The following is a 20408-nucleotide window of genomic DNA, read 5'->3' as shown; positions in this document are numbered from 1 at the left end:
ACCGCTCGGCGGTGGCCGCCACCGCGTCGTGGTCACCGGGGAGACGGCCATCGACCCCCTCACCCTGGCCGGCGGCCGGGCGATGGAAACCGGCATCCATGTGGTGTGGGCGAGCGCCCAACTCCTCGGCGTGGGCCGCAGGGCGAGGGTGACACGCAGTGACGACGCCACGCGCGCTGCAGGCTCCGACGTCGGCTTCGGCTCGGTCAGGGCCGGAGTCCGCCCCCACCTGGTGATCCCGGCCTGGGACGGCCCGGACGGCCAACTCCGCCTCTCCGTCCGCCCACCGACTCAGACCACACTCCCGCACCGCCTCTACCTGCGCACCACATCGGCCCCGCCCGTGCGCCGGACAGCCCGTAAGGTGCTCCACCACCTCCCCCCGGACGTACGGCGCCGAGCGAAGAAGCTGGCACGCAGGGCCGACCCATGGAGCGGCGGCCGGCGATAGCAGCAGCTACGACGCCGCAAGGACGACATTGCGAAAAGGCTGTCAATCTCAACGTGGGCCGCATGCTCGGGGGCGCGGGAGCTGCTGATCGTCAGATTGAGCATTGCGACCTCGTCGCCACGCGCCCCGCCCCAGGGCGACACCACGGTGCAGGCTGTCGACTACAGGCCGGCGGTGCTGTCCTGCACCGACTTGCCCCAAGCCACACCCTCGACGTGCGTGTTGGCGAAGTCCGGGTCCACGTAGATGTGGACCCTCTTGATGAGTTCACCCTCGAACTCGAACACATTGCAGAACAGCCCGAAGGAGGAAACGCCGTCAGGGAAGTCCACGCCTGACGTCGTTGTTCCCCTTTCCACGCCCTCGACGATCACGTAGTTCCCGGACGTCAACACGGTGAAGCCCTCGATCTCGTGCTTGAGCGACGCGATTCCCCAGCCGAGACCCTGAGCGAACGCTCCGATCTGCGCCTTCCCACGTGCGATGCCGAACTTCGGGTAGAACATGTGAGCATCGTCCGTGAAGACGTCGATGACCGCAGGGTTGCCGGCGTCCACCATGCGGAAGTAGTTGATGGCAATCTCTTCGCGACGCTTCTGAATATCGCTGGTGGCGTTCACTTTTCCTCCTGGTACGTGGTGTGTTGTGGTGCGCTCTCGCGCTGGTTGAAGGGCGCGGTCAGACCTGCGCAAGGCCTCCGTCGACGAACCAGTCGGCGCCGTTGACGAAGCTGGAAGCGTCCGAGGCCAGGAACGTCGCCACGGCGGCGATCTCGTCCGGGCGGCCGATCCTGCCGAGCGGCACCTGCGAGGCGAGCTGGTGGCCCGGGCCTACAGCGCCGACCAGGCCCGGGGTCTCGGTCGGGCCCGGGCTCAGCACGTTCACCCGGAACTTTTGTTCCTGCGCGCTGAGCGCCCAGCTGCGCACCAGGTTGCGTACTGCTGCCTTCGATGCGCCGTACGTTGCCAGGCCCGTTCCGGGGGAGAGCGCATTGGTCGACCCTGTCACTATGATCGATGCGCCGTCCGACAGCAGGGGCAGCGCCTTCTGTACGGTGAAGATCGTGCCCTTCGCGTTCGTACCGAAGGTGGCGTCGATGGCTTCCTCTGTGATCTCACCGAGACGCTGAGGGACAGCACTGCCGGCGTTGGCGACAAGCACGTCGATGCGGCCCGCCTCCTCGCGCACGACCGAGTAAAGGTCATCGAGGTCCGCCTGTACCGAAACATCGGCCCCCACACCAGTGGCCGCTGGCCCGATCTCAGCTACGGCCGCGTCGAGCGGCTCCTGACGGCGACCGGCCAGGAACACCCGTGCCCCCTCCGCGGCGAACCGCCTGGCGATGGCAAGTCCAATGCCGCTGTTGGCTCGACCACCGCCACCTTGCCTGCGAGTACTTCCGTCATGACGCGCCCACTTCTCGATTCTTGACTGGTTCGTCCATAACGCTAGCCCGTTATGGACGAACGAGTCAAGAACGGGTAGGCTGTCCCCATGGCGCGACCCAGGAAGTTCGACGAGCAGCAGGTGCTGGACACTGCCCGGGAGCGGTTCTGGTCGGGCGGGTACGCCGCCACGCGCATGGAAGACATCGCCGAGGCAACGGGGCTCGGCAAAGGCAGCCTGTACGGCGCCTTCGGCGGAAAGCAGGAACTGTTCCACCGCGTGTTCGACGCCTACTGCACCTCCGTCGTCGACGCTGCGAGCCGGCAACTGCGCGGCAACGACGCGGACGCCTACGCGCGGCTGTCCGCCCACGTGTATGCGGTGGCGGCGGCGACTGCCGCAGACACCGCCGGCCGCGGATGTCTGTTGGCCAAGGGCGCCGCCGAGCTGGCCGAACACGACGAGACGGTGGCCAAGCGGGCGCACGCGGCCATCGAGGCGCTCCAGGCGCTACTGGAGGACGACATCGCAGCATGCCAGCGCAATGGCGACATCGCCGCGGACGCGGATCCGGGAAAGCTGGCTGTTCTGGTGCTCGCCGTGCTGCGCGGCATCGAAGCGCTGGGCAAGGCCGGAGCGGGCGAGGAGACGCTGACCGATATCGCCCGGACAGCCCTTGCTGTACTGCCCCGCACTGCCCACTGAGTCTCCTCACCGTTGCCGCTCCAGTGTGAGGATGGCCTTGGCGATTGACGTCATGCGGTTGGGGCTGCAGCGGGCTCTGCGGAAGACGCGCCAGGACTTCAGTCTCGCGACGCTTCGTTCGACCGGTGCTCGTGCCGCTGACAGGGCCCGGTTGATCATCCGCTGGGTTGCAGTGAGGTCCTGTTGCCGTGCTGAAAGGATCACTGACACCGATCGCCCAGAAGTGGCCGCCCTTGGCCCCACGCCATTTGTCCTGTGACAGTGAACCTTGAGCGCGTGCCATCAAGCAGTCCGGGCACCGCTAGCACCACGGGTACGGAAAGCCCCGGCCCTCGAGTTGCACCCAAGCCAAGGCTTTCCGGGCGGGTCGTTGGATCAGATCGTGACGCAGATGTCTTCGATCGACCGGCCGTCGCGCTCCAGGCCGCCGCACACTAGCTTCGACTGTGACTGCTCATAGCCCACCCCCCACCGGTGGGACGCGGCGTCGACCTTCGTGGAGTGGTAGTTGCCCCAGTAGGCGCGGAGCGTTCCGGGGAGACCGTCCTTGGTCTGGACAGTGATGTCCTGGACGAAACGGTTGTGGTGTGCAGTCATGACGCAGATGTACCGGCCGCACTTGCTGTCAACTGCGGCACTGGCCGGGGTGGCGGCCAGCAAGGGAACAACGCAGGCGGCGAAGAGGGCCACGAACTTCTTGATATGAGGCATGGCCTGGCTAACGATCAAGAAGGGAAACGGTAATGCGGGCCGCCCATCGGCCGCCGCCGCACTCACTGAGGTCTTTCAGCGTTGCCGCTCCAGGGTGAGGACTGCGGCGGCGATTGACGTCATTCGATTCGGGCTGCACCGGGCCTTACGGAAGATCCGCCAGGCACACTGCCTTCGCTTCTCAACCAGCCACGCTGTGGCTGGTGCCAATCATGCTTTTAGTCTCAGCGACGACCGGGTGGGTGCTGGCCACGAGGCGACACGGACCGCGACCAGTTGCTCCCTCTCAATGCAAGCGCGTCTGCTGCTCCCCGGCCCGCGTCGACGGCCTCGACCACCGTGAGTTCGAATACCTCATCCGCGATCTCATGATCCGTGACGGGGCGGACAAGGCGAAGAGAGTCGGGGGAGCAGGCGACAATGGGGCCGACGTCATAGCGGTGGACCCCGTCGGCCAGCGCTGGATTATTCAGTGCAAGCACCGCAAGCAAGGTCTCTCAGGTGGCCCCGTGGGTGTTCAGGAGTTTCAGATCCTCAACAGTACGGGGCGTCCCGTCCACAAGGGTCATGTCGTTGTCCTGGTCACCAATGGCAAGGTCACGGCCAGGGCTCGCAGCTTCGCGCGGGATCAGAATCTCCAGGTCGTTGATCGCTTTCTGCTGGAAGACTGGATTGATACCAATCGTCCCGTATGGGAGCTACTCGGAATCTCGCTCCGTGCCTGCACGACCGACGCGGTGCCCGCGGCGAAGCCTGCAGTGCATGAGCCGTCCAGTACCGATCTCGGCACCACCTACGATGATCTGCAGGAACCGCTGTATACCCTTGCCGAGGCCTACGAGGCGGGCTTCGTCCCCTGGAAGCCGACCACGATGCGCCAGTACCTCCTGCGCTCACAGCGCCGCGGAATTCCCCTGCCAAGGAGCGCTTGGGACGGGCAAGCCCACCACTACACCGAAGAGCAGTTGCGAATGTGGCTTGAGAATTGGCGGGCCAAAGCTGGACCGAACAGCAAGGTCCACGAACTCCGCCCTGAATGAGCAGCGGTCGCCCGGTCTCCTTCCAATCGGTGCTACGGCCGCTGATGGCTCCAGGCCACCGACGGGCCAGGTCATCGGGGTACGGGACTCAGACCCAGCAACCGCCTCCAAACCTCGACTCCTGGATCCTAGGACCGGCGTTTTCCTGGCGGCCACGCCGCGGGCCGGAAGCTGGGTCCGGCTGGGTCCCTGGGCCCCGTACCCTCGTACGGCCGAGTTCGTCAGGAGTGGTCCCCACTGGCCGGGGCGGCCGATACCGTTGAAGTCGACGCCAGTTCCGCCCTCTGGAGCCCTCGATGAGCGAACAGCCGGCCCCCGCCGACCACGCCCGGCAGCAACTGGAGCCCGCGGCCGCCGACGCGGTGCGCGCGTACGCAGCCAGGACCCGCGAGAACGCCGACCAGTTCGCCGCGGTCCTGGAGGACATCGCGGCCAACGGGCTGCCTTCGGTGGAGGACTGCACGCCGTGGGAAGAGCTGCGCGAGGCCCACCTCGCCCGGCTCGCCAAGCAGCGCCCGGCCGTCGCCTGATGGCCCCGCAGCACGGCTCGCGCCGCGCCCGTATCGCCTTCTCCGACTCCGCCGCCAAGCAGCTGGAGAACATCACCAGCGAGGCGGCCATCCACGCCCTGGACCGCGCCCTGGTCGTCATCTCCGTCGACCCCGACGCCGGCGAACCGATCCCCGGCGACACCACCAGCACCCAACTGCGCCAGTACACCGACGAAGTCGAAGCCGTCCGCGTCCTGTACTTCGTCACCGCGCTGCGCACCGTCGTGGTCGTCGCCTACATCGAGGTCTAGCCGCCGAAGGAGCCCAAGGTGCCGTCCGACATCAACCAGCTCACCGCCGGCCGACAGGTCACCGGGCTCCGCCAGGTGCTGGACTGCCCCGCCACACCGGCCGTGCTCCGCCAGGGTCCCGCCGCCGCGCCGGGGGAGGCCCCGGACTGGCTCGCGCTCCTGTGCCCCGCCCACTCCGAGGCCCTGCCCGGGTGGCCGGGCACCGCGGCCGACACCGCCGGGCTGAGCCTGTCCTGCGGGTCCGTCCTGGACTACCGGTCGGCCGAGCAGCTGCTCCAGTCGCACGCCGACCGGTGGCTGACGCCCCTGACCGGCGTGGACCCGAAGACGTACGCCGGAGTCTGGCCCGACGTCCTGGACCAGGCCGACCGCGTCATGCGCGCCCGCCTGGGCGAAGACGCCGCCGACGGAGACGAGACGCTGCACAGCCTCGCGATGATGCTCGGGATGGCCTCCCGCAACGCAGCCGAGGGCAACCTGTACCAGGCGACCGTTCTCCTGGCCTACTGCAAGACCCTCGCCCAGCGCCTGTAGCTGCGGCCCTTGCACCCATCAACCGACTGCCGCCTCCGGATCGTGGCCGTGCTGCGCCCTCGCCACAACACCGATGCGGGGGATAACCTCAGCGGCGCGCCGTATGACCCGCGAGGGTTGCACGGTCATCGTCCGAGCGGTCCACGCCGCAACGAGGGGGTTCGATGCGCTGGCGATCGCTCAATGGCGAACGACGGACGGTCACCGGCGCCATCCGACTCGGCGACGACGCGATCGCTCGCGGACAGTGGGCCCTTGCCCTGCGCCACTATGGGAAAGCCAACCACCATGCGGTCAGGGTCGCCCAGGCGGGAGAAGGCGACCAGGACCAAGCGGTATTAGGCTCTGTCTACTACAACCTGGCTGAGCTCCACGTGAAGACCGGCGAAGTCTCCATGGCCTGGCTGTGCGCGCTCCAGGCCTGCCAGGTGTACGGCCGGCTGGACCCCACGAATGCTCGGCCCGCCGCCGTGTACTCCTGCCTCACGGACCCTAGCCAAGCCACGTCCCCGAGCCCGCCCCTGGCCAGGGAACGGATTGCCCTGAACGCCGACGCCCGATCCCGCTACGTCCTGCTCAGTGCAGGCCTGGTGCGGGAGTTCGGGCCTCAGGCCCTACGGGTGGGCGTTGGTGGCGGTGCGCTCGACGGGATCACCGATGCCCGCGAAGTGGTCGAACGGATCGGTGAATCAGCCGTGCGCACCTACCAGGAGCTGGTGCGTCACGACACCGTCTACACCGAGGTCGACGTCACCCGCACCCGAGAGCGCGTTACCAGGGCACGCAACATCATCGACGCCTGATTGAAGGTGGTCGGGTGGCAGTGTGGCTGTCATGAGTGATGACGTGCCTGTTCGAGAGCCAGCGGGCGAGAGCATGCGACCGTGCGACTTCTGCGAGCATCGGGTCGTGAGTGACTCGGTCGACGAACGGAACTGCCCCGTGTGCGGCGAGGCCGCTGAACAGCAGAGCTCGCAGCGGGAATCCGATGATCTGCCCTCGCCCGTACGACAGACCGCCGGTATCCGGCGCGCGTGATCCTTCCCGGCCCCGTACGGCCGTCTGCGGCGATTTGACACCCGCCGGGCTCCCGCGAGCGGCGATCAAGGCGGCCAGAGGCGCTCACAGCGCCGTACAGAGCCTCCAGGAGCCGGAGGTCCCGCTGATCCTCCTGCGGTGGCCAGAGGGCACGCCGCGGACCTTCCAGTCGGCGTACTCGCGAACGTCGCCCCCTTCGGTGCGGCGCCGGGTGCCGTTGGCGGAAGGGGCTAGATCTCGATGGGCACCCAACCGGGATGACGGTTTTCTACGGCCGGCTGTCAGCGCGGGGAGTGCCGTACCAGCGCCACTTGGTAAGGCGCGGCCGACCGGGAAGTTCCGTGCGGCCGGTGGCCCAAAGGAGGGTTGGCCACCGGTCGGTATCGGTCGGGGCCTCGGGGAAGAGCCGGTCCAGCACGCGGCCGCACAGGTCTGCGGGCGGCGTCCAGTCAACGCCCAGACCCTCGGCAACGTCGTGGGTGTGCACCAGGGTCTCAACGATGCCCATCGCGGCGAAACCTTCGGGATCGGCAGGGCCGAAGACGTGATGCGCCCGGACCGTGGGCGGCGTCGTGCGGACGATTGCAGTCAGCAAGGCGCCGCTGGCATCCAGTACTTGCAGCAGACCGGCTGTGCCAGCCTCGCGGTCTGCGAAGACAGCATTCGCCGGGCCGCCCGGCCTCTTGCGATCCCACGCGAACGGCACGTGGGTGTCCAGCGGCGGTTTCGCCGGGCCCAGTTGGACAGCGTAGGAGAACAGGTCGTCGGCCAGGTGCTCGACCGTCTCCCAACAATCCCACTCCAGGGAACCAGCCTGGACACTCCAGTCCGGCGCGTTCGCCCCGCGCAGAGCGACGAGCGCCAAACGGACGGCACTTTCGACATCGGCCGCCGTAACCGGGCCGTTCGGTGATCCCTGTACTTCAGCCATCACGGGACCGTATCAATGATCATCCGACCCCAGGTAACCCGTGTTCGAGGTTGGACCAGTGTGATCCGCATGTGCCGACCGCTGCTCAGGTGCCAAGTAGCGGTCGGCACGGTTCGGGCCGCCTACACGGCCGGAGGACCGGCGGCCGCCGGGGATCTCGACGAACCCACCGCGCGCGTCCTGCTGCGTGAGGCCGCCCAGACCGCGCGCCCCTGGCAAAGTGCCCGCAATGAACGCATCATCGACGACGCCCTCGCTGCCGGGTCCGCCCGCCCGCTCCACCTCGAAGGACGCTCATGAGCAGCGCCGAGACGCCGCGCTTCGACGCCACCGCCGCTGCCCAGCAGATGCTGGACCTCGAACAGACACACCAGCATCCGGCCGCCCTGCCCGCCCGGGCCCACACCTCCCCGCTCGCGACGCCGACACCGTCTTGGGCGTTGCCGGCACCCCTGCCCGGACCCCTCACCGACCGCGGCAACGCCAAACTGTTCGTCAAGCTCTACCGCGATCAGTTCCGCCACGTCGAAGGCCTGGGGTGGTTCTGCTGGGACGGCTACCGCTGGAAGCGCACCGGCGGCGAGAAAGCCGCCCTGTGGGCCGCGGGCGAGATGGCCGAAGACATGCCGGACACCGACCCCCGCGGACTCTTCAGCGACCGCGAGCTCCACCACCACAAAAAGCGCACCCTGTCGACTACCGGCATGAAGGCCTTCCTCACCCAGGCCAAAGCCTCCCCGGACTTGTCCGTCGACCCCGACACCCTCGACGGCGACCCCTACGCCTTGTGCACCCCCGCCGGTGTCGTCGACCTGACCACCGGCCAGCTGCGCAAGCCCGATCCCACCCGCGACTTCCACTCCCGCGCCACCAGCGTCGCCCCCCAACAGACCGGGACACCACGCTGGCACCGCTTCCTGTAGGACACCTTCGGCGATGACGCCGAAGGCCAGGAAATGATCGACTTCCTGCACCTGCTGCTCGGCTACTCCATCACCGGCGATGTCGGCGCCCATGTCCTGCCCTTTCTCCACGGCCACGGCAAGAACGGCAAGAGCGTCCTGCTGGACGTCATGATCCAGAACCTGGGGGACTACGCGGACGCCGCCCCGCCCGGATTCCTCATGGACCGCGGCGCGTTCTCCGAGCACTCCACGGAACTCACCGAACTCCACGGCCGCCGCCTGATCGTCTGCAGCGAGCTCAAGCCCAACGACAAGTTCGACGAAGCCCGCGTGTCCAGTTTCGCCTCACGGTCGGGGTCCGGGGACTCCTTCCAGGTCTTGGTGCGCTGGGAGGAGACGCCGCAGCGGGCGAGCAGGGACCGTAATGCCTCGCGGCCGATGCGGATCACCCGGCCGTGCACTTTGCGCAGGTAGACGACCAGCCTGCGCAGCGACCAGCGGGTGAACGACTGGCCGCGCTTGACCGGGCGAGTGGCGGCCGTCGCGATGACGAAATCCTCGTGTCATCGCTGAGTTGGCGGGGACGGCCTCCCGCCCACTGAGGGTCCAGGCAGGCCAGGCCGATCTCGTTGAAGCGGTGGATCACATCCCGGACGGTGTCCTCGTCGGCCTGGACCAACTGGGCGATCACCGGCACCCGGTTCCCGCCTGCCGAGGCCAGCAGCATCATCGCGCGCCGGTAACGCACCGAACTGGTGCTGCTCCGACGCACGATCTGCTGCAGCTTCTGCCCCTCCTGGTCGGTCAGTCTGCGCAGGCGGACGGGCTCGGCCACCGCGCCTCCAGCGGTCGGATCGGACGTCACCGCACATCCAACCGCTACAACCGTCGACCCGGCGAACCTATGCGGTCACAGGACTAGCCGTCCGAGCCCCGTGCCGTGGACCCCGCGTGGCGCCGAACCTCCGGTCGCCGCTGGTCGCCGCCACCTCTGCGCCTGGCGGCTGGTGCGCTGGCACGGACAGCGAACGCCAACCCCGACCGGGAGGTGGCCTCGACGGCAGCTGTCAGCCGATGTGCGGTCCCGGGCCTTCCGGTGTCTTCTGGCGGCAGCCGTCGACGCTGGGATGCACCTGCCATGTGTTCGTCGCCTCACCTTGAGCGGACACGGTTGCTGCGGCTGAGGCGCTGCTGATCGCCGCGCACCACCGACGGCGTCCGCCCTCGTCGGCCGTCTCAGGGGTGATCCGTTGACAGTGCTTGATCGGATGGATCTCGTTCCATCCATCATGCGCCGAGTCGTAGACCCAACTGCCCTGGACCACCAGCCAGTCCCGCATGGGGTGAAGCTCGCCGAGGTTGGCGTTCACGTCGTTGGGGTTGCCGGTGTCGCTGAGGCCGACGAGGGCGCCGATGGCGGTCACCACCGCAGCGATGATGGAGAGGATGAGGCAGGCGACGATCCCGATGATCCCAGCCGCGCACAAGGCCGCCGCGACAGAGGCGATCGCTAGCGCGGCTAGCGCCGCGAGCATGAGGTCATAGACGCCACCGCCTTCGAACTCCACGTGCAGGACGGCCGTCCGGTTGGGGAGGTGGAGCTGCTGGACGAGTTGATCGACGAGCTTCTGTTCGGAATCACTGAAGTCGTCGGACTTGCCTATGATCCCCTTGATTGTGGCTGCGGTGTCGGCGTCGAAGACCGAATGGCCGGTGAAGCCAGGCGTCTCGTTGATCGGGAACTTCACGCCAGCGAGCTGGTTCTTGATCAGGTCGCCCTGGAACGACGCCTCTGCTGCAGCTTGGTTGTCGCCGATGGACGTCCCAGCGAGCATAAGGTTGACGCTGTAGTCGGTGTCAAACGAGTCCAGACCGCTCTTCTCGCTGGCGGGCTCGACACCGATCACCAGACCCACCGCGCACACGTCCTTGCCGCCGTCGAGGCAGACGAGACGGTCGTAAAGCCACCAGCGGCAGTAGATCAGGATGGCTGTCAGCGCGACCACGGCCACCCCGGGTGCGAATCCGACTCCGGCCCCGAACGTCGCACCCGCGGCCACGGCCGCAGCGATCACGACCTGGGCATACTGTTTGCCGAGATGGCTACCAGGGGCGACACATTTGGTGTGCTGGCGGAAGGCCATCAGCCACGCTCCACGTAGACAGTGACCCCGCCCGCGAGCCCACTCGCGTTGAACGCATGGACGTTGATGGGCTGTCGGCCATGAAACGAGTCGGGCGGCGTGACCTCGACCGCGACCGCGGTCTCCTCACCAGGCCGCAGGGTCGGCTCCGCGGGTATGAAGCCCACGCTCCAACCACGGGGAACCGGGAAGGCTTCCCGACGATGTCGAGCCTGAAGAGCGAGCATGTACCGGACCCCGCCATCCCGCCGGGACGGATCACCCACTTGCTCACACGGTACGAGGTCGGGGATCGCATAACCATCGACCTCGAAGCGATAGTTCTGAGTCCGGTCGGTGTCGTTGCGGAGCGCGAACGTGTAGGTAGCCGGCGAGTTCACCGGAACCACGCGGAGATTCTCCTGGCCGAGGTTGTTGGCCGGGTTGAGATCATCCGGCCAGGAAAACTCGACCTGGATGCAGTAATGCCCCGGCGTCGCGGGGCTGCGCCAAGCGCGCGTCGCGGTGGCCGGGCAACTTGGTCCTCCCTTGACGCCGAGGTCGACCGTTGCGCCACCAATGTGGTGGCTCACCGTGCCCACGCCGAAGCTCAAGTAGGAAAACGACACCGGCAGGCCGACGACGGGAGCCTCGGTGGAGCCGTTCCAAATGCGAGCCGAGATTTCGTAGTCGGTATCGGGTTTGATGTCGGAGGACGAGACGGGAACACCGCCCTCGAAGAGCACGATGTCAGGGTTGTCCCAGGTAACGCCCAGGCCGAGCGCCATCAAGTAATACTGGTCGTAGATGAGCGGGTCAGGGCGTTTGTACGCCGGGTCGCTCACACGCACGCAACGGCCAGGATCAGCACGACCTATGCGATCGGCCAGCCGACCTCGGCGCAGCGCTGTGACCAGCCTCGCCCAGAGCACCAAGACCAACCGAACCACGGCGACAAGCCAGTCATAAAGCAGCGCACGCAGCATGAAAAGCAAGATCGCGAACGCCTGACGCAAGACGGCACTCACGGCAATCGCCACCCATCGGGCCCATGAGCCGCCCTCCTGTCCGGGGGAATGAGCAGGACCGGCTCGCCAACCCCGCAGACCTCGAACGCGGTCTCCGGGGTGTCGATACAGATGCGATGCATGACACCAACTCCTTAACCGAACCGTTCGCGGCCTCCGGGCGCACCGCGCGGGCGGAAATGGCCACGGTGTGTGTTAGATGAAACAAACTCAAGTCGAGACCTACCGTGCTCGGAAGCAGCGGACGTTGCCAACCGCGTCGCGACACACGACCGCCCTCGTGCCGGGTACGAATGACACGTGGTCGATGCAAGGCGGATTCTGCACGAAGATCGGGGGCGAGCACTCCTCAGGGTTGCCTGACACTTTGAGCACCCGCTGGTACGGCGGCACCGGAGGAAGCTTCGCTGTGATCAGCGCGTCCGTCCGCGTCGTGTGCGCCAGCGTGATGCGCGAACCACTTGCTGTCTCAAGCCCCAGGTCTCCCGGAAGACCGCCAATTCCGTCGCCAGAAAAGTGAATGTCTTCACCAAAGAAGGCCGGGGCTGAACTCGTCTCTCCGACGGGCACTACGAAATATTTAGGGCACGTCATAACGCTCTTCCTAACGGACAATCGGCACCGCTACCCGCCGAGCCACGCCATCCGAGTGGCAGGTCGTCTTGCTGGCCCAGGACGATCGACGTCAGGCTTCGCCAGCATCGGGGTCACGCAAGGGCTGCATGCCGCCAGGCAGCTCCGGAAGCTGGCAAAAGTAGCTACCCGGCATGTTGATGTGGTGCCGTACGAACGGCGAGAGGCAGGCCACATCCTCGTCCCGGACGTCGAAGCCGTCGCTGCGGAGCTGGGTGACGGCGGCGTCCATGTAGCGGGTGTTGAAGAAGAGCACCGCAAGTAACCCTGCCGCCCTTGGTCATTCGGCAGGTGCCGTATGGGCCCTATGCCATTCACCTCGCGCGAGCAGAGAGAACGTAACGGTGGCACAGAGAGCGACGACAACAATCGCCCACTCAAGAGCACCGCTGTGCCGATCGGGATCCAGCCCGAACACACCCTCGATCCAGTCGGGCCAAGCCAGGGTGAGGAGGAATAGGCAGCCATTGATGGCGGCGGCGACGGTCTCGACCCAACCTCGTGCGCGCACACGTGATTTCATATCGTGCCCCTTGACGTGCGGGCAGGCGACGCCAGCGGTCAGGAGCTAATCTGGGCGCTGGACGATTCGCCTGACAAGCCTACGCCACTAGGCGACGCGGGCGTCGTGCATGTCCGGCCTTCACCTCACTCTCAGTAAGCATCGCTGCGAGGAATCTGTCAAACGCAGCCACAGGGCAACGCGTTCCAGAGGCACTACGCCGACAGCGCCGGCAACACCTCCGCCGCCCTACCCCGCGCCGCCCAAGCGAGCGACCGCCTGCTAAAAAACGCGCTGGCCGAACGCCCCCGCACCTTCCTTAGACCCGTGCTGCTGGAACCGCCAGGACCGCGCGGCGCACCCTAGGGGATGCCGCACTGGCCCTACGTGAAGGCCGTCGACGACGCCCCCACTAAGCGGGGCATCCCACCGGGCACTGTCCGGGCTGGCCACCATGGCCTCGAGCGCGGCCTGACCACCTACATCACGCTCGCCTGGGACGTCTCCCGCACCAGCGGCCGCGGTGGCATTCGCCTCGACTGGGAGGAACGCCAGGGCTGGTACTACGCCCTGACCGGGCTCAATGCCTACGACGTGCTGCTCTACACCGTGGTCACGGCCCTGCGCACGCCGATCGCGGACCTGGCGGGTGGCCGACGTGGCGGAGGAACTGGTGCGCTTCCGGCGGCTGCCGGACGTGAAGTACCAGGAGGAGTGGGAGGACGCGCGGGATGTGCAGGCTGCCGCGGACGGCTTCCGCCGCAGTCGCCTGGCTCTTGGGCCCTTCCGGCTGCCGGAGGACGGCAGCGCTTCTGACTTCGAGCGGGAGTCTGGCAGCGGTGTGCAGCTCATGATCGACACCGGCACCGACACCTTCGAGCAGGTGGTCACGGCGGTGCGGGCCGTGTACCGGCGTGGTGCACAGGCATGAGCCTGGCCAGCGCCACCGGTGGCCCTGTGGGACTGAACGCGGGACGGCTCTGAGCGTGTCGTGACCAGCCCTGGGGCCGTGACCTGTAGTCCGCCCTACGCTGCAAGTCATGCCACCTACACCAGATACTGGTGACAGCCCGGAGCACAGCAGACAGCGGCACCCGCTGAAGTCGCGAGTGCTGGTACTTGTCGGAGCGGTGGTGACCGCTCTTTTGGTGACGGTGTTCACCACCCCGCTCGAAAGCTGGCTGAAGAAGGTCCTCGACATTGACCAACCGCCGGAGACCAAGCTCCAGCTAGTGCTCTGGCCGGGAAGGTTCACCGGGGTGCGGGTAGGGACGAGTGGATGGGGCGCGATCTGGTCGGGGCATGCATCAGCCACTGTGGAAACAGTTGGACAGGTCCTGGACTCTCCACGACGATTCGAGCTGTGACAGACAAAGTCGAGCGCCGGTCCCCGGCACCCGCGAGCCCGAAGTCCGTGCGATTTGTTGAGTTGTCGAGCGCGATCATGAGGGCCTTGCTGAAGGACGATCTGGCTCGCGCGAGTGCCGAAGCAGGTGTCGCTCTTACCGAGTACTTCGTCACGGACACGGCAAAGTGGGTGTGGCAGTATCGGGTCAATCAGCTGACCTCGGACCCGGGTTACGCGGGGTGGCTCACTGAGATTGTGGTGGCCGAGCCGGAAGGTGCCGTCGTGGGGTATGCCGGGTTCCATGGGCCGCCGGATGAGGCGGGGATGGTGGAGCTCGGTTACTCGGTGGTCCCCGTCTACCGTCGTCAGGGCTACGCCAGGGCGATGCTGACCGCGTTGGTGCATCGGGCCGTTGCCGAAGCCCGAGTCGGGACCGTGCGGGTGACGATCAGTCCTGACAACGCCGCATCCCTGGCCACGATTTCGGGGTTTGGCTTTGTGGAGGTCGGAGAGCAATGGGACGAGGAAGACGGCCTCGAAGTCATATTTGAAGTTCCTGTCTGATCGAGCTGCTGCTGGAAGAGGTCGGGCTCCCCAGCGGATGCCTCTCTGGCTTCGGATGCGGGCGCGTTGCTTGCGCTGGGCGGCGAGTACGTCGGGGTGGCGGGCGTTGGGTTGCGCCAGTGCAGGTAGGCGTGCAGGGCGCGGGTCTGCACGGTGTGGTTGTGGTGGTTGGAGTTGGCGATGGTGAACGGCCTCAGCGGTCCAGAGTGTGCCTCGATCGGGTTTGCCCACGAGGCGTAGGTCGGGGTGAAGCACAGCTCGACCTTGTGCTTCTTCGCCCAGCGCTGGATGTCGGCGCCCTTGTGGGCGGACAGGTTGTCCATGATCACGTAGATCGGGGCGCCGTCGGGCCGTGCGGCGCGGATCGATTTCAGCGCGGCGTGAGTGTTCGCGGCGCCCTTCTTGCGGCGGTTGACGCCCCACAAGCGGTCGTCGCCGACCGAGTAGCAGCCGTGGAAGTACCGGACTCCGTGGGTGCGATGGTAGGTGGCGGGCAACCGGTCGGGACGCCGTTGCTCGGCCCAGCCAGAGCCCGCAGTGTGGCGGATGCGGAGCGGGCCGAACTCGTCGAAGGCAAAGACGCGGTCCGGGAAGCGGTCCAGGACGTGCTCGATGCGGTCGAGTTTGGTGTCGCGCTCGGGGTCTGGTGATTCCTTCCAGGTCTTGGTGCGCTGGAAGGTGATGCTGCGGCGGGCGAGCAGGCAGCGTAATGCTTCGCGGCCGATGCGGATGATCCGGCCGTGGATTTTACGCAGGTAGGCGGCGAGTTTGCGGATCGACCAGCGGGTGAAGGGCCGGCCGAGCTTGGCGGGTGGGGTGGTGGCCGTTTGGATGACGAAGTCCTCGTCGTCAGGGCTGAGTTGGCGGGGACGGCCTCCCGCCCATTGAGGGTCCAGGCAGGCCAGGCCGATCTCGTTGAACCGGTGGATGACGTCCCGGACGGTGTCCTGGTCGGCCTGCACCAGTTGCGCGATCACCGGCACGCGGTTCCCGCCGGCCGAGGCCAGCAGCATCATCGCGCGCCGGTATCGCACCGAACTCGTGCTGCCACGACGCACGATCTGCTGCAGCCGCTGACCTTCCTGGTCGGTCAGTCTGCGCACACGGACAGGGGCTTCTTCTCCGCCTTCGCCTTCAGCTTCCAGGGGCTGGGGCCGAGTCCTGGCGTGCGCGGCAAGGCCTTCGCTCGCGACCGCATTCTTCGGCCCAACCAGGGCGGGCCGGTGGTGGCAGCGCCTGGCCGCCCGCATCGCCAGGCCGGCCTGGACGCCCGAGTCCGGGCCGTAGCCCGGATCACCAGGGATGACGTTCCTCTCGGGGGAGGAGGTGAGGGAGCGGATCCTGGTGACAGGCGCGAGGTTCAGGGAGATTGAGGACGTCCTCCGTCTTGGTGGACTCGGGTAGGCGGGGGGCGCCCGCTCACCATCGAGGTGGTGGTGTCGGTGGGGTGGGTTAGGTGAGTGGGCCGGTGAGTGTGGAGGTGAAGATGGTTTTGTTGTTTTGGTGTCCTGTGATGTGGATGGTTGCGTGGTGGGGTTGTTGGGTGGTGGCCCAGGTGGCGTGGATGGTGCAGGGTTCGTCGAGTTCTGCGTAGTGGTGGAAGAGGGTGGTGATGGCGGCGGGGGTGAGGGTGTGGGGGGTGGTGAGGGCGCATGCGGCTTGTCGGGTGGCTTCGAGGAGGACCATGCCGGGGTGGTGGTCGCTGGTGTGGTCGAAGAGGACGGGGTGGGTGGGGTCGGGTGTGAGGAGCCAGTGGTTTGGTTGGTTGGTGGGGGAGAGGACGACGTCGGTGGTGCGGGTGCGTCCGGTGGTGGTGGGGGGGAGTGTGTTGCGGGGGGTGGTGGGTGGTGTGGTGGTGTGGGTGGGTCGGGTGCCGCGTAGTCGGCGGTAGACGGCGGGGGTGATGACGGTGAAGCGGCCGCCGCCGGCGGCGATGGCTTCGCCGTTGCGGTGTATGGACAGTTCCATGCGGAAGCCGGTGGCTGTGGTGCCGCGGCGGGTGATGTCGGTGCAGGTGGCGCTCAGTTCGATGTCGGTGGGGCGGGGGCCGATGTCCAGCCGGTCGAGTTGTGTGCTGAAGGCCAGTTCCCACATGACGAAGTGGTGGCCCAGGGGGACGCCGAGTTCGGTGTGTGCGAGGAGCAGTCCGGCCTGGCGAAACGTCTCTGCGGTCAGCAGCGGGTCGTGTCCGGTGCCGTCGGCGGACTGGAAGAAGGTGTGGGCGCGGGGCCATTGCCCGGAGAGGGTGTACTGGCTCTGGCTGTGTTTGGTGCAGCCGGTGAGGAAGACCTCGGCCAGGCAGGCCCGGTGGACGTACTCCCGGGCAACGGTGGTGGTCAGGCGCGTCGGGTCGGGTGCTGCTGGGTGGGCCTGGGGCGGAGCCGGTTGCATCTGCGTCTCCCGGGGCGGGTGCTGAGGACGGCGGGATGTCTGAAGAGCCGTTCCCACTGGGTGGGCCTGGGGCGGAGCCGGTTGCATCTGCGTCTCCCGGGGCGGGTGCTGAGGACGGCGGGATGTCTGAGGAGCCGTCATGTAAGATACGGACCTACCGGTTTTATTCTCAATCGGGGCCCGGTAAAGGAACGGTCAAGCGTTCGGATTGTGTGGTTCCGGAAGCGGGGAGCCGGGATGCGGGGCTCCGGTGGGGGTGTTCCGCTGATCTGAAGTCAACTGGCGTGTGTTTCTTTCGGATTCTGCCCGTGGTGCGTGCTGTGGTGGCAGTATCTGTCCCGCCGCACCGCATGCTGTTTCGATTTTTGTTGACCGTCTGCACGGCCTTCAGGGGGAAGCCGACTGATGGAAGAACCAACCGTTCCTGCTGTCCTGGACCCCAGTGGTCGGGATGTTCATGCCGAAGGCGCCTGTCTGAGGGCGCGGGGTCCGGCCGTCCGTGTGCAGCTGCCCGGGGGGGTGCCGGCCTGGGCCATTACCCGGCACGAGTTCGTCAAGCGGCTGATGGCCGATCCGCGGGTGTCCAAGGACGCCTACCGGCACTGGCCGGCCTGGAGGAGCGGGGAGGTCGACGCGTCGTGGCCGCTGGCCATGTGGGTCTCGGTACGGAACATGCTCACCGCCTACGGGGAGGAGCACCGTAGGCTGCGCCGGCTGGTGGCGCCGGCGTTCACCGCGCGGCGTACCGCTGTGCTCGGGGCGAGGATCGCGCAGATCGTCGAGGAGCTGGTCGAGCGGCTGGCGCGGGTTGCCCCGGGCCAGGTCGTCGATCTGCGCAGGGAGTTCTGTTTCGCGCTGCCGATCCAGGTCATCGGCGAGCTGCTGGGTCTGGGTGAGGCCGGCCGGCTGGACCTGCACCGTGTGGTCGATGTCCTGTTCACCACCACGACCACCTCCAAGGCGGCGCAGGCCAACCAGGCGGAGCTGTATGCGCTGCTGAGGGCCCTGGTGGCGGGCAAACGGCGGCTGCCCGCGGCGGACCTGACGAGCGAGCTCGTCGCCGTGCGCGACGAGGGGGGTTCGGGCCTGAGTGAGAAGGAGCTCCTGGACACCCTGCTGCTGATCATCGGGGCCGGTCACGAGACCACCGTCAACCTCCTGGACCAGGCGGTCACCGCGCTGCTCACCCACCCCGGCCAGCTGCGTCTGGCTCTTGGGGGCGAGGTGTCCTGGGAGGCGGTGGTGCAGGAGACGCTGCGCTGCCGGGCGCCGGTGGCGACGATCCCGCTGCGTTTCGCGGTCGAGGACATCGACTACGGCGAGGTGCGCGTGGCCCGGGGCGAGGCGATCGTGATGTCTTTGGCGGCGGCCGGGCGCGACCCCGGGCGGCACGGGCCGGACGCGGACCGTTTCGACGCCACCCGCCCCACCAGCGGCGACCATCTGGCCTTCGGCCACGGGGTGCACCACTGTCCGGGCCGGCCGCTGGCGATGTTGGAGGCGATAACGGCCCTGCCGGCTCTCTTCGCCCGCTTCCCGCATCTGCGGCTGGCCGTGCCGGCGCAGGAGCTGCGCCCGCTCGAGTCGTTCATCTCCAGCGGCCACCGCGAGCTCCTGGTGGTCCTCACCCCCGGTGCCCCGCGGTGAACCGCGCCTTTGAGGAGGAGACCGACATGCCCGCCCCGCTGCCCCACCTTCGCCTCGCCGCGGTGAACATCGACGGCGTTCTGCTGAACGACACCTTCAGCCCCCTCATCCGGCAGATGGTTCTCGAGCGGGGCGGGCAGTACACCGCCGACGTCGAGTACAAGCTGTTCTCCCAGTCGCAGCTCGTGGCCGCCCGGGCGTTCGCCGAGGCCGCGCAGGTGACGCTGAGCCCGCAGGAACTGCTGGAGACCTACCTCCAGGAGCGCGAGCGCTACCTCGCCCACACCCCGGTCCGGGTCCTGGAGGGAGCCGCGGACCTGCTCGCGCTGCTGCGGGGGCTGGGACTGCGCACGGTGTGCTACGGCGGGCTGGAGCGGGCGCACTTCGAGCGCCATCTGGGCCACCTCGCCCACTTCTTCGACGGTCCGGGCTATGTGTGCACCGACCGCTTCCGCCCCGGCATCCGGGAGATCACCCGGGAGGTCTTCCGGCTGCCCTACGACCGGGTGCTGTTCATCGACGACGTGGCCAGGGTCGCCGAAGAGGCCCACCGGCTCGGCGTGCCCTTCATCGGCCGTCCCGGCGACTTCGAGCACGGGCACCAGCACACCCTCATGCGGCGCATCGGTGTCCGGCACGTGGTGCGCGGCCTGCGCGAGATCGACGGGGCGCTGCTGCGCAGGGTGGACGGCGAAGCGGCGGCGGGGGCCTTCGCGCCGCACGGCGGGCTTGTTGCCGGCATCACCGGGGCGGGAGCGGCACATGTCTGACGGCGCCGCTGCCCTGCGGGACAAGGTCGTGCTCATCACCGGCGCCAGCAGCGGTATCGGCGAGGCCGCCGCCCGCCTCTTCGCCCGGCAGGGCGCCCGCCTGGTGCTGTGCGCCCGCCGCGAGGAGCGGCTGCGCCACCTGTGCGGCCGGCTGCGGCAGGAGGGCGCGACGGCGAGTTACGTCGTCGCCGACGTCTCGCGCGCCGAGGACGCCCGGGCCCTGGTCGAGCAGGCCATGGCCCGCCACGGCAGGCTCGACGCGGCCTTCAACAACGCCGGGACCGCCATCGAGAAAACCCCCCTGCACCTGACCGACGACGACTCCTACGACCACGTCATGGCCGTCAACGCACGGGGTGTGTGGAACTGCCTGCGCCACGAGATCACCGCGATGCTCACCTGCGGGGGAGGCGCGATCGTCAACACCAGCAGCGTCGGCGGGCTGCTCGCCTCCTCGGCCGCCGCGCCGTACATCGCTTCCAAGCACGCCGTCATCGGCCTGACGAAGGCGGCCGCGGTCGAGTACGCCGGCGACGGGATCCGGGTCAACGCGATAGCTCCGGGACTGGCGCGCTCCGAGATGGTCGAGCAGTGGTTCACCCGTCACCCCGGGGCAAAGGACCGGGCCCTGCGGTCGGCGCCGCAGCAGCGCGCCGCCGATCCGGCGGAGGTCGCCGAAGCGGCCGCGTGGCTGTGCAGCGACCGGGCGTCGTTCGTCACCGGCGCGACGTTGGCGGTGGACGGAGGACGCACGGCCTGGTGAGACCGGCAGGCGCTGCAGCCGGGGGCAGGGGGTGGGGGGGGGCCCCCCCCCCCCCCGCGCCCCCCCCCCCCCCCCCCCCGCCCCCCCCCCCCCCCCCCGCCACCCCCCCCCCCCCCCCCCCCACCCCCCCCCCCCC

18 protein-coding genes and 8 pseudogenes are annotated in these 20408 nt (G+C 67.9%); 14 read left to right on the top strand and 12 right to left on the bottom strand.

Features of this window, described 5'->3' with window-relative positions; all coding sequences use genetic code 11:
• Window positions 1-451, top strand: a pseudogene (locus tag ACGFWE_RS43125) (glycosyltransferase family 2 protein); the annotation flags it as partial.
• 161 nt (window positions 452-612) lie between these two features.
• Here ACGFWE_RS43125 and ACGFWE_RS43120 read toward each other — a convergent pair.
• Together ACGFWE_RS43120 and ACGFWE_RS43115 are read right to left on the bottom strand one after the other, a co-directional pair.
• Window positions 613-1071, bottom strand: a complete 459-nt coding sequence (locus tag ACGFWE_RS43120) for a nuclear transport factor 2 family protein (protein WP_393606115.1) — start codon at window positions 1069-1071, stop codon at window positions 613-615.
• 58 nt (window positions 1072-1129) lie between these two features.
• A pseudogene (locus tag ACGFWE_RS43115) lies at window positions 1130-1857 on the bottom strand (SDR family NAD(P)-dependent oxidoreductase).
• 88 nt (window positions 1858-1945) lie between these two features.
• Here ACGFWE_RS43115 and ACGFWE_RS43110 point away from each other — a divergent pair.
• Window positions 1946-2542 (top strand): TetR/AcrR family transcriptional regulator, encoded by a 597-nt coding sequence (locus tag ACGFWE_RS43110; RefSeq protein WP_393606113.1) that lies wholly within the window; start codon window positions 1946-1948, stop codon window positions 2540-2542.
• Between the two features lie 6 nt (window positions 2543-2548).
• Here the strand turns inward: ACGFWE_RS43110 and ACGFWE_RS43105 are convergent.
• From ACGFWE_RS43105 to ACGFWE_RS43095, 3 genes and pseudogenes are all read right to left on the bottom strand, one after another.
• Window positions 2549-2722: pseudogene (locus tag ACGFWE_RS43105) on the bottom strand (transposase family protein); the annotation flags it as partial.
• Between the two features lie 195 nt (window positions 2723-2917).
• Window positions 2918-3253, bottom strand: coding sequence for a hypothetical protein (locus ACGFWE_RS43100; RefSeq protein WP_393606111.1), 336 nt, complete (start codon window positions 3251-3253; stop codon window positions 2918-2920).
• Between the two features lie 75 nt (window positions 3254-3328).
• Window positions 3329-3418, bottom strand: a pseudogene (locus ACGFWE_RS43095) (IS5/IS1182 family transposase); the annotation flags it as partial.
• A gap of 47 nt (window positions 3419-3465) precedes the next feature.
• Between ACGFWE_RS43095 and ACGFWE_RS43090 the strand changes: the two are divergent.
• From ACGFWE_RS43090 to ACGFWE_RS43070, 5 genes are all read left to right on the top strand, one after another.
• Window positions 3466-4293, top strand: coding sequence for a restriction endonuclease (locus tag ACGFWE_RS43090; RefSeq protein ID WP_393606119.1), 828 nt, complete (start codon window positions 3466-3468; stop codon window positions 4291-4293).
• A gap of 296 nt (window positions 4294-4589) precedes the next feature.
• Complete coding sequence (locus ACGFWE_RS43085; protein WP_393606109.1) at window positions 4590-4823, top strand: hypothetical protein; 234 nt, start codon at window positions 4590-4592, stop codon at window positions 4821-4823.
• A complete protein-coding gene (locus ACGFWE_RS43080) occupies window positions 4823-5095 on the top strand; it encodes a hypothetical protein (RefSeq protein WP_393606107.1) in 273 nt (90 codons plus the stop codon). Before ACGFWE_RS43085 ends, ACGFWE_RS43080 begins: the two co-directional genes overlap by 1 nt.
• 18 nt (window positions 5096-5113) lie before the next feature.
• Window positions 5114-5629 carry a hypothetical protein gene (locus tag ACGFWE_RS43075; protein ID WP_393606105.1) on the top strand — a complete coding sequence of 172 codons (516 nt, stop codon included), beginning with the start codon at window positions 5114-5116 and terminating at the stop codon, window positions 5627-5629.
• Between the two features lie 164 nt (window positions 5630-5793).
• On the top strand, window positions 5794-6432 hold the full coding sequence (locus tag ACGFWE_RS43070; protein ID WP_393606103.1) for a hypothetical protein: 639 nt from the start codon (window positions 5794-5796) through the stop codon (window positions 6430-6432).
• Between the two features lie 503 nt (window positions 6433-6935).
• On the opposite strand, the gene ACGFWE_RS43065 is transcribed toward ACGFWE_RS43070, so the two are convergent.
• Complete coding sequence (locus tag ACGFWE_RS43065) at window positions 6936-7598, bottom strand: hypothetical protein (RefSeq protein WP_393606101.1); 663 nt, start codon at window positions 7596-7598, stop codon at window positions 6936-6938.
• Window positions 7599-7667: 69 nt separating this feature from the next.
• Between ACGFWE_RS43065 and ACGFWE_RS43060 the strand changes: the two genes are divergently transcribed.
• Both ACGFWE_RS43060 and ACGFWE_RS43055 read left to right on the top strand, forming a co-directional pair.
• A complete protein-coding gene (locus ACGFWE_RS43060; RefSeq protein WP_393606099.1) occupies window positions 7668-7898 on the top strand; it encodes a hypothetical protein in 231 nt (76 codons plus the stop codon).
• A pseudogene (locus ACGFWE_RS43055) lies at window positions 7895-8836 on the top strand (phage/plasmid primase, P4 family); the annotation flags it as partial. The gene ACGFWE_RS43060 and the pseudogene ACGFWE_RS43055, both read left to right, overlap by 4 nt.
• Here the strand turns inward: ACGFWE_RS43055 and ACGFWE_RS43050 are convergent.
• The 4 genes and pseudogenes from ACGFWE_RS43050 to ACGFWE_RS43035 all read right to left on the bottom strand — a co-directional run.
• Window positions 8836-9338 (bottom strand): annotated as a pseudogene (locus tag ACGFWE_RS43050) (transposase); the annotation flags it as partial. The pseudogenes ACGFWE_RS43055 and ACGFWE_RS43050 sit on opposite strands and share 1 nt — an antisense overlap.
• A 232-nt stretch (window positions 9339-9570) precedes the next feature.
• Window positions 9571-10647: a hypothetical protein gene (locus ACGFWE_RS43045; RefSeq protein WP_393606097.1), complete on the bottom strand. Its 1077-nt coding sequence runs from the start codon at window positions 10645-10647 to the stop codon at window positions 9571-9573.
• Window positions 10647-11666 (bottom strand): hypothetical protein, encoded by a 1020-nt coding sequence (locus tag ACGFWE_RS43040; protein WP_393606095.1) that lies wholly within the window; start codon window positions 11664-11666, stop codon window positions 10647-10649. The genes ACGFWE_RS43045 and ACGFWE_RS43040 overlap by 1 nt, the downstream gene beginning before the upstream one ends.
• A 673-nt stretch (window positions 11667-12339) precedes the next feature.
• A pseudogene (locus ACGFWE_RS43035) lies at window positions 12340-12552 on the bottom strand (Tn3 family transposase); the annotation flags it as partial.
• Window positions 12553-13438: 886 nt separating this feature from the next.
• Here ACGFWE_RS43035 and ACGFWE_RS43030 point away from each other — a divergent pair.
• The gene (locus ACGFWE_RS43030) at window positions 13439-13720 is read left to right on the top strand and encodes a hypothetical protein (protein WP_393606121.1); all 282 of its coding nucleotides are present in this window, start codon (window positions 13439-13441) and stop codon (window positions 13718-13720) included.
• Window positions 13721-14233: 513 nt separating this feature from the next.
• A complete protein-coding gene (locus ACGFWE_RS43025; protein WP_352392288.1) occupies window positions 14234-14701 on the top strand; it encodes a GNAT family N-acetyltransferase in 468 nt (155 codons plus the stop codon).
• A 3-nt stretch (window positions 14702-14704) separates the two neighbouring features.
• Here the strand turns inward: ACGFWE_RS43025 and ACGFWE_RS43020 are convergent.
• Both ACGFWE_RS43020 and ACGFWE_RS43015 read right to left on the bottom strand, forming a co-directional pair.
• Window positions 14705-15717: pseudogene (locus ACGFWE_RS43020) on the bottom strand (IS630 family transposase); the annotation flags it as partial.
• A 436-nt stretch (window positions 15718-16153) separates the two neighbouring features.
• A complete protein-coding gene (locus ACGFWE_RS43015; RefSeq protein WP_393606093.1) occupies window positions 16154-17092 on the bottom strand; it encodes a ScbA/BarX family gamma-butyrolactone biosynthesis protein in 939 nt (312 codons plus the stop codon).
• 501 nt (window positions 17093-17593) lie between these two features.
• Between ACGFWE_RS43015 and ACGFWE_RS43010 the strand changes: the two genes are divergently transcribed.
• The 3 genes from ACGFWE_RS43010 to ACGFWE_RS43000 are packed head-to-tail and all read left to right on the top strand — an operon-like array spanning window position 17594 to window position 20272.
• Window positions 17594-18739 (top strand): cytochrome P450, encoded by a 1146-nt coding sequence (locus ACGFWE_RS43010; protein ID WP_393606091.1) that lies wholly within the window; start codon window positions 17594-17596, stop codon window positions 18737-18739.
• Window positions 18740-18765: 26 nt separating this feature from the next.
• Entirely contained in the window at window positions 18766-19509 is a 744-nt protein-coding gene (locus ACGFWE_RS43005) for an HAD family phosphatase (RefSeq protein ID WP_393606090.1), read from the top strand.
• On the top strand, window positions 19502-20272 hold the full coding sequence (locus tag ACGFWE_RS43000; RefSeq protein ID WP_393606088.1) for an SDR family NAD(P)-dependent oxidoreductase: 771 nt from the start codon (window positions 19502-19504) through the stop codon (window positions 20270-20272). The genes ACGFWE_RS43005 and ACGFWE_RS43000 overlap by 8 nt, the downstream gene beginning before the upstream one ends.
• Window positions 20273-20408: the final 136 nt, after the last annotated feature.

The organism is Streptomyces sp. NPDC048523 (assembly GCF_043199815.1).
Lineage (GTDB): Bacteria > Actinomycetota > Actinomycetes > Streptomycetales > Streptomycetaceae > Streptomyces.
Note: the sequence above shows the minus strand (reverse complement) of the source record. Positions and strands in the feature narration are given on the sequence as shown.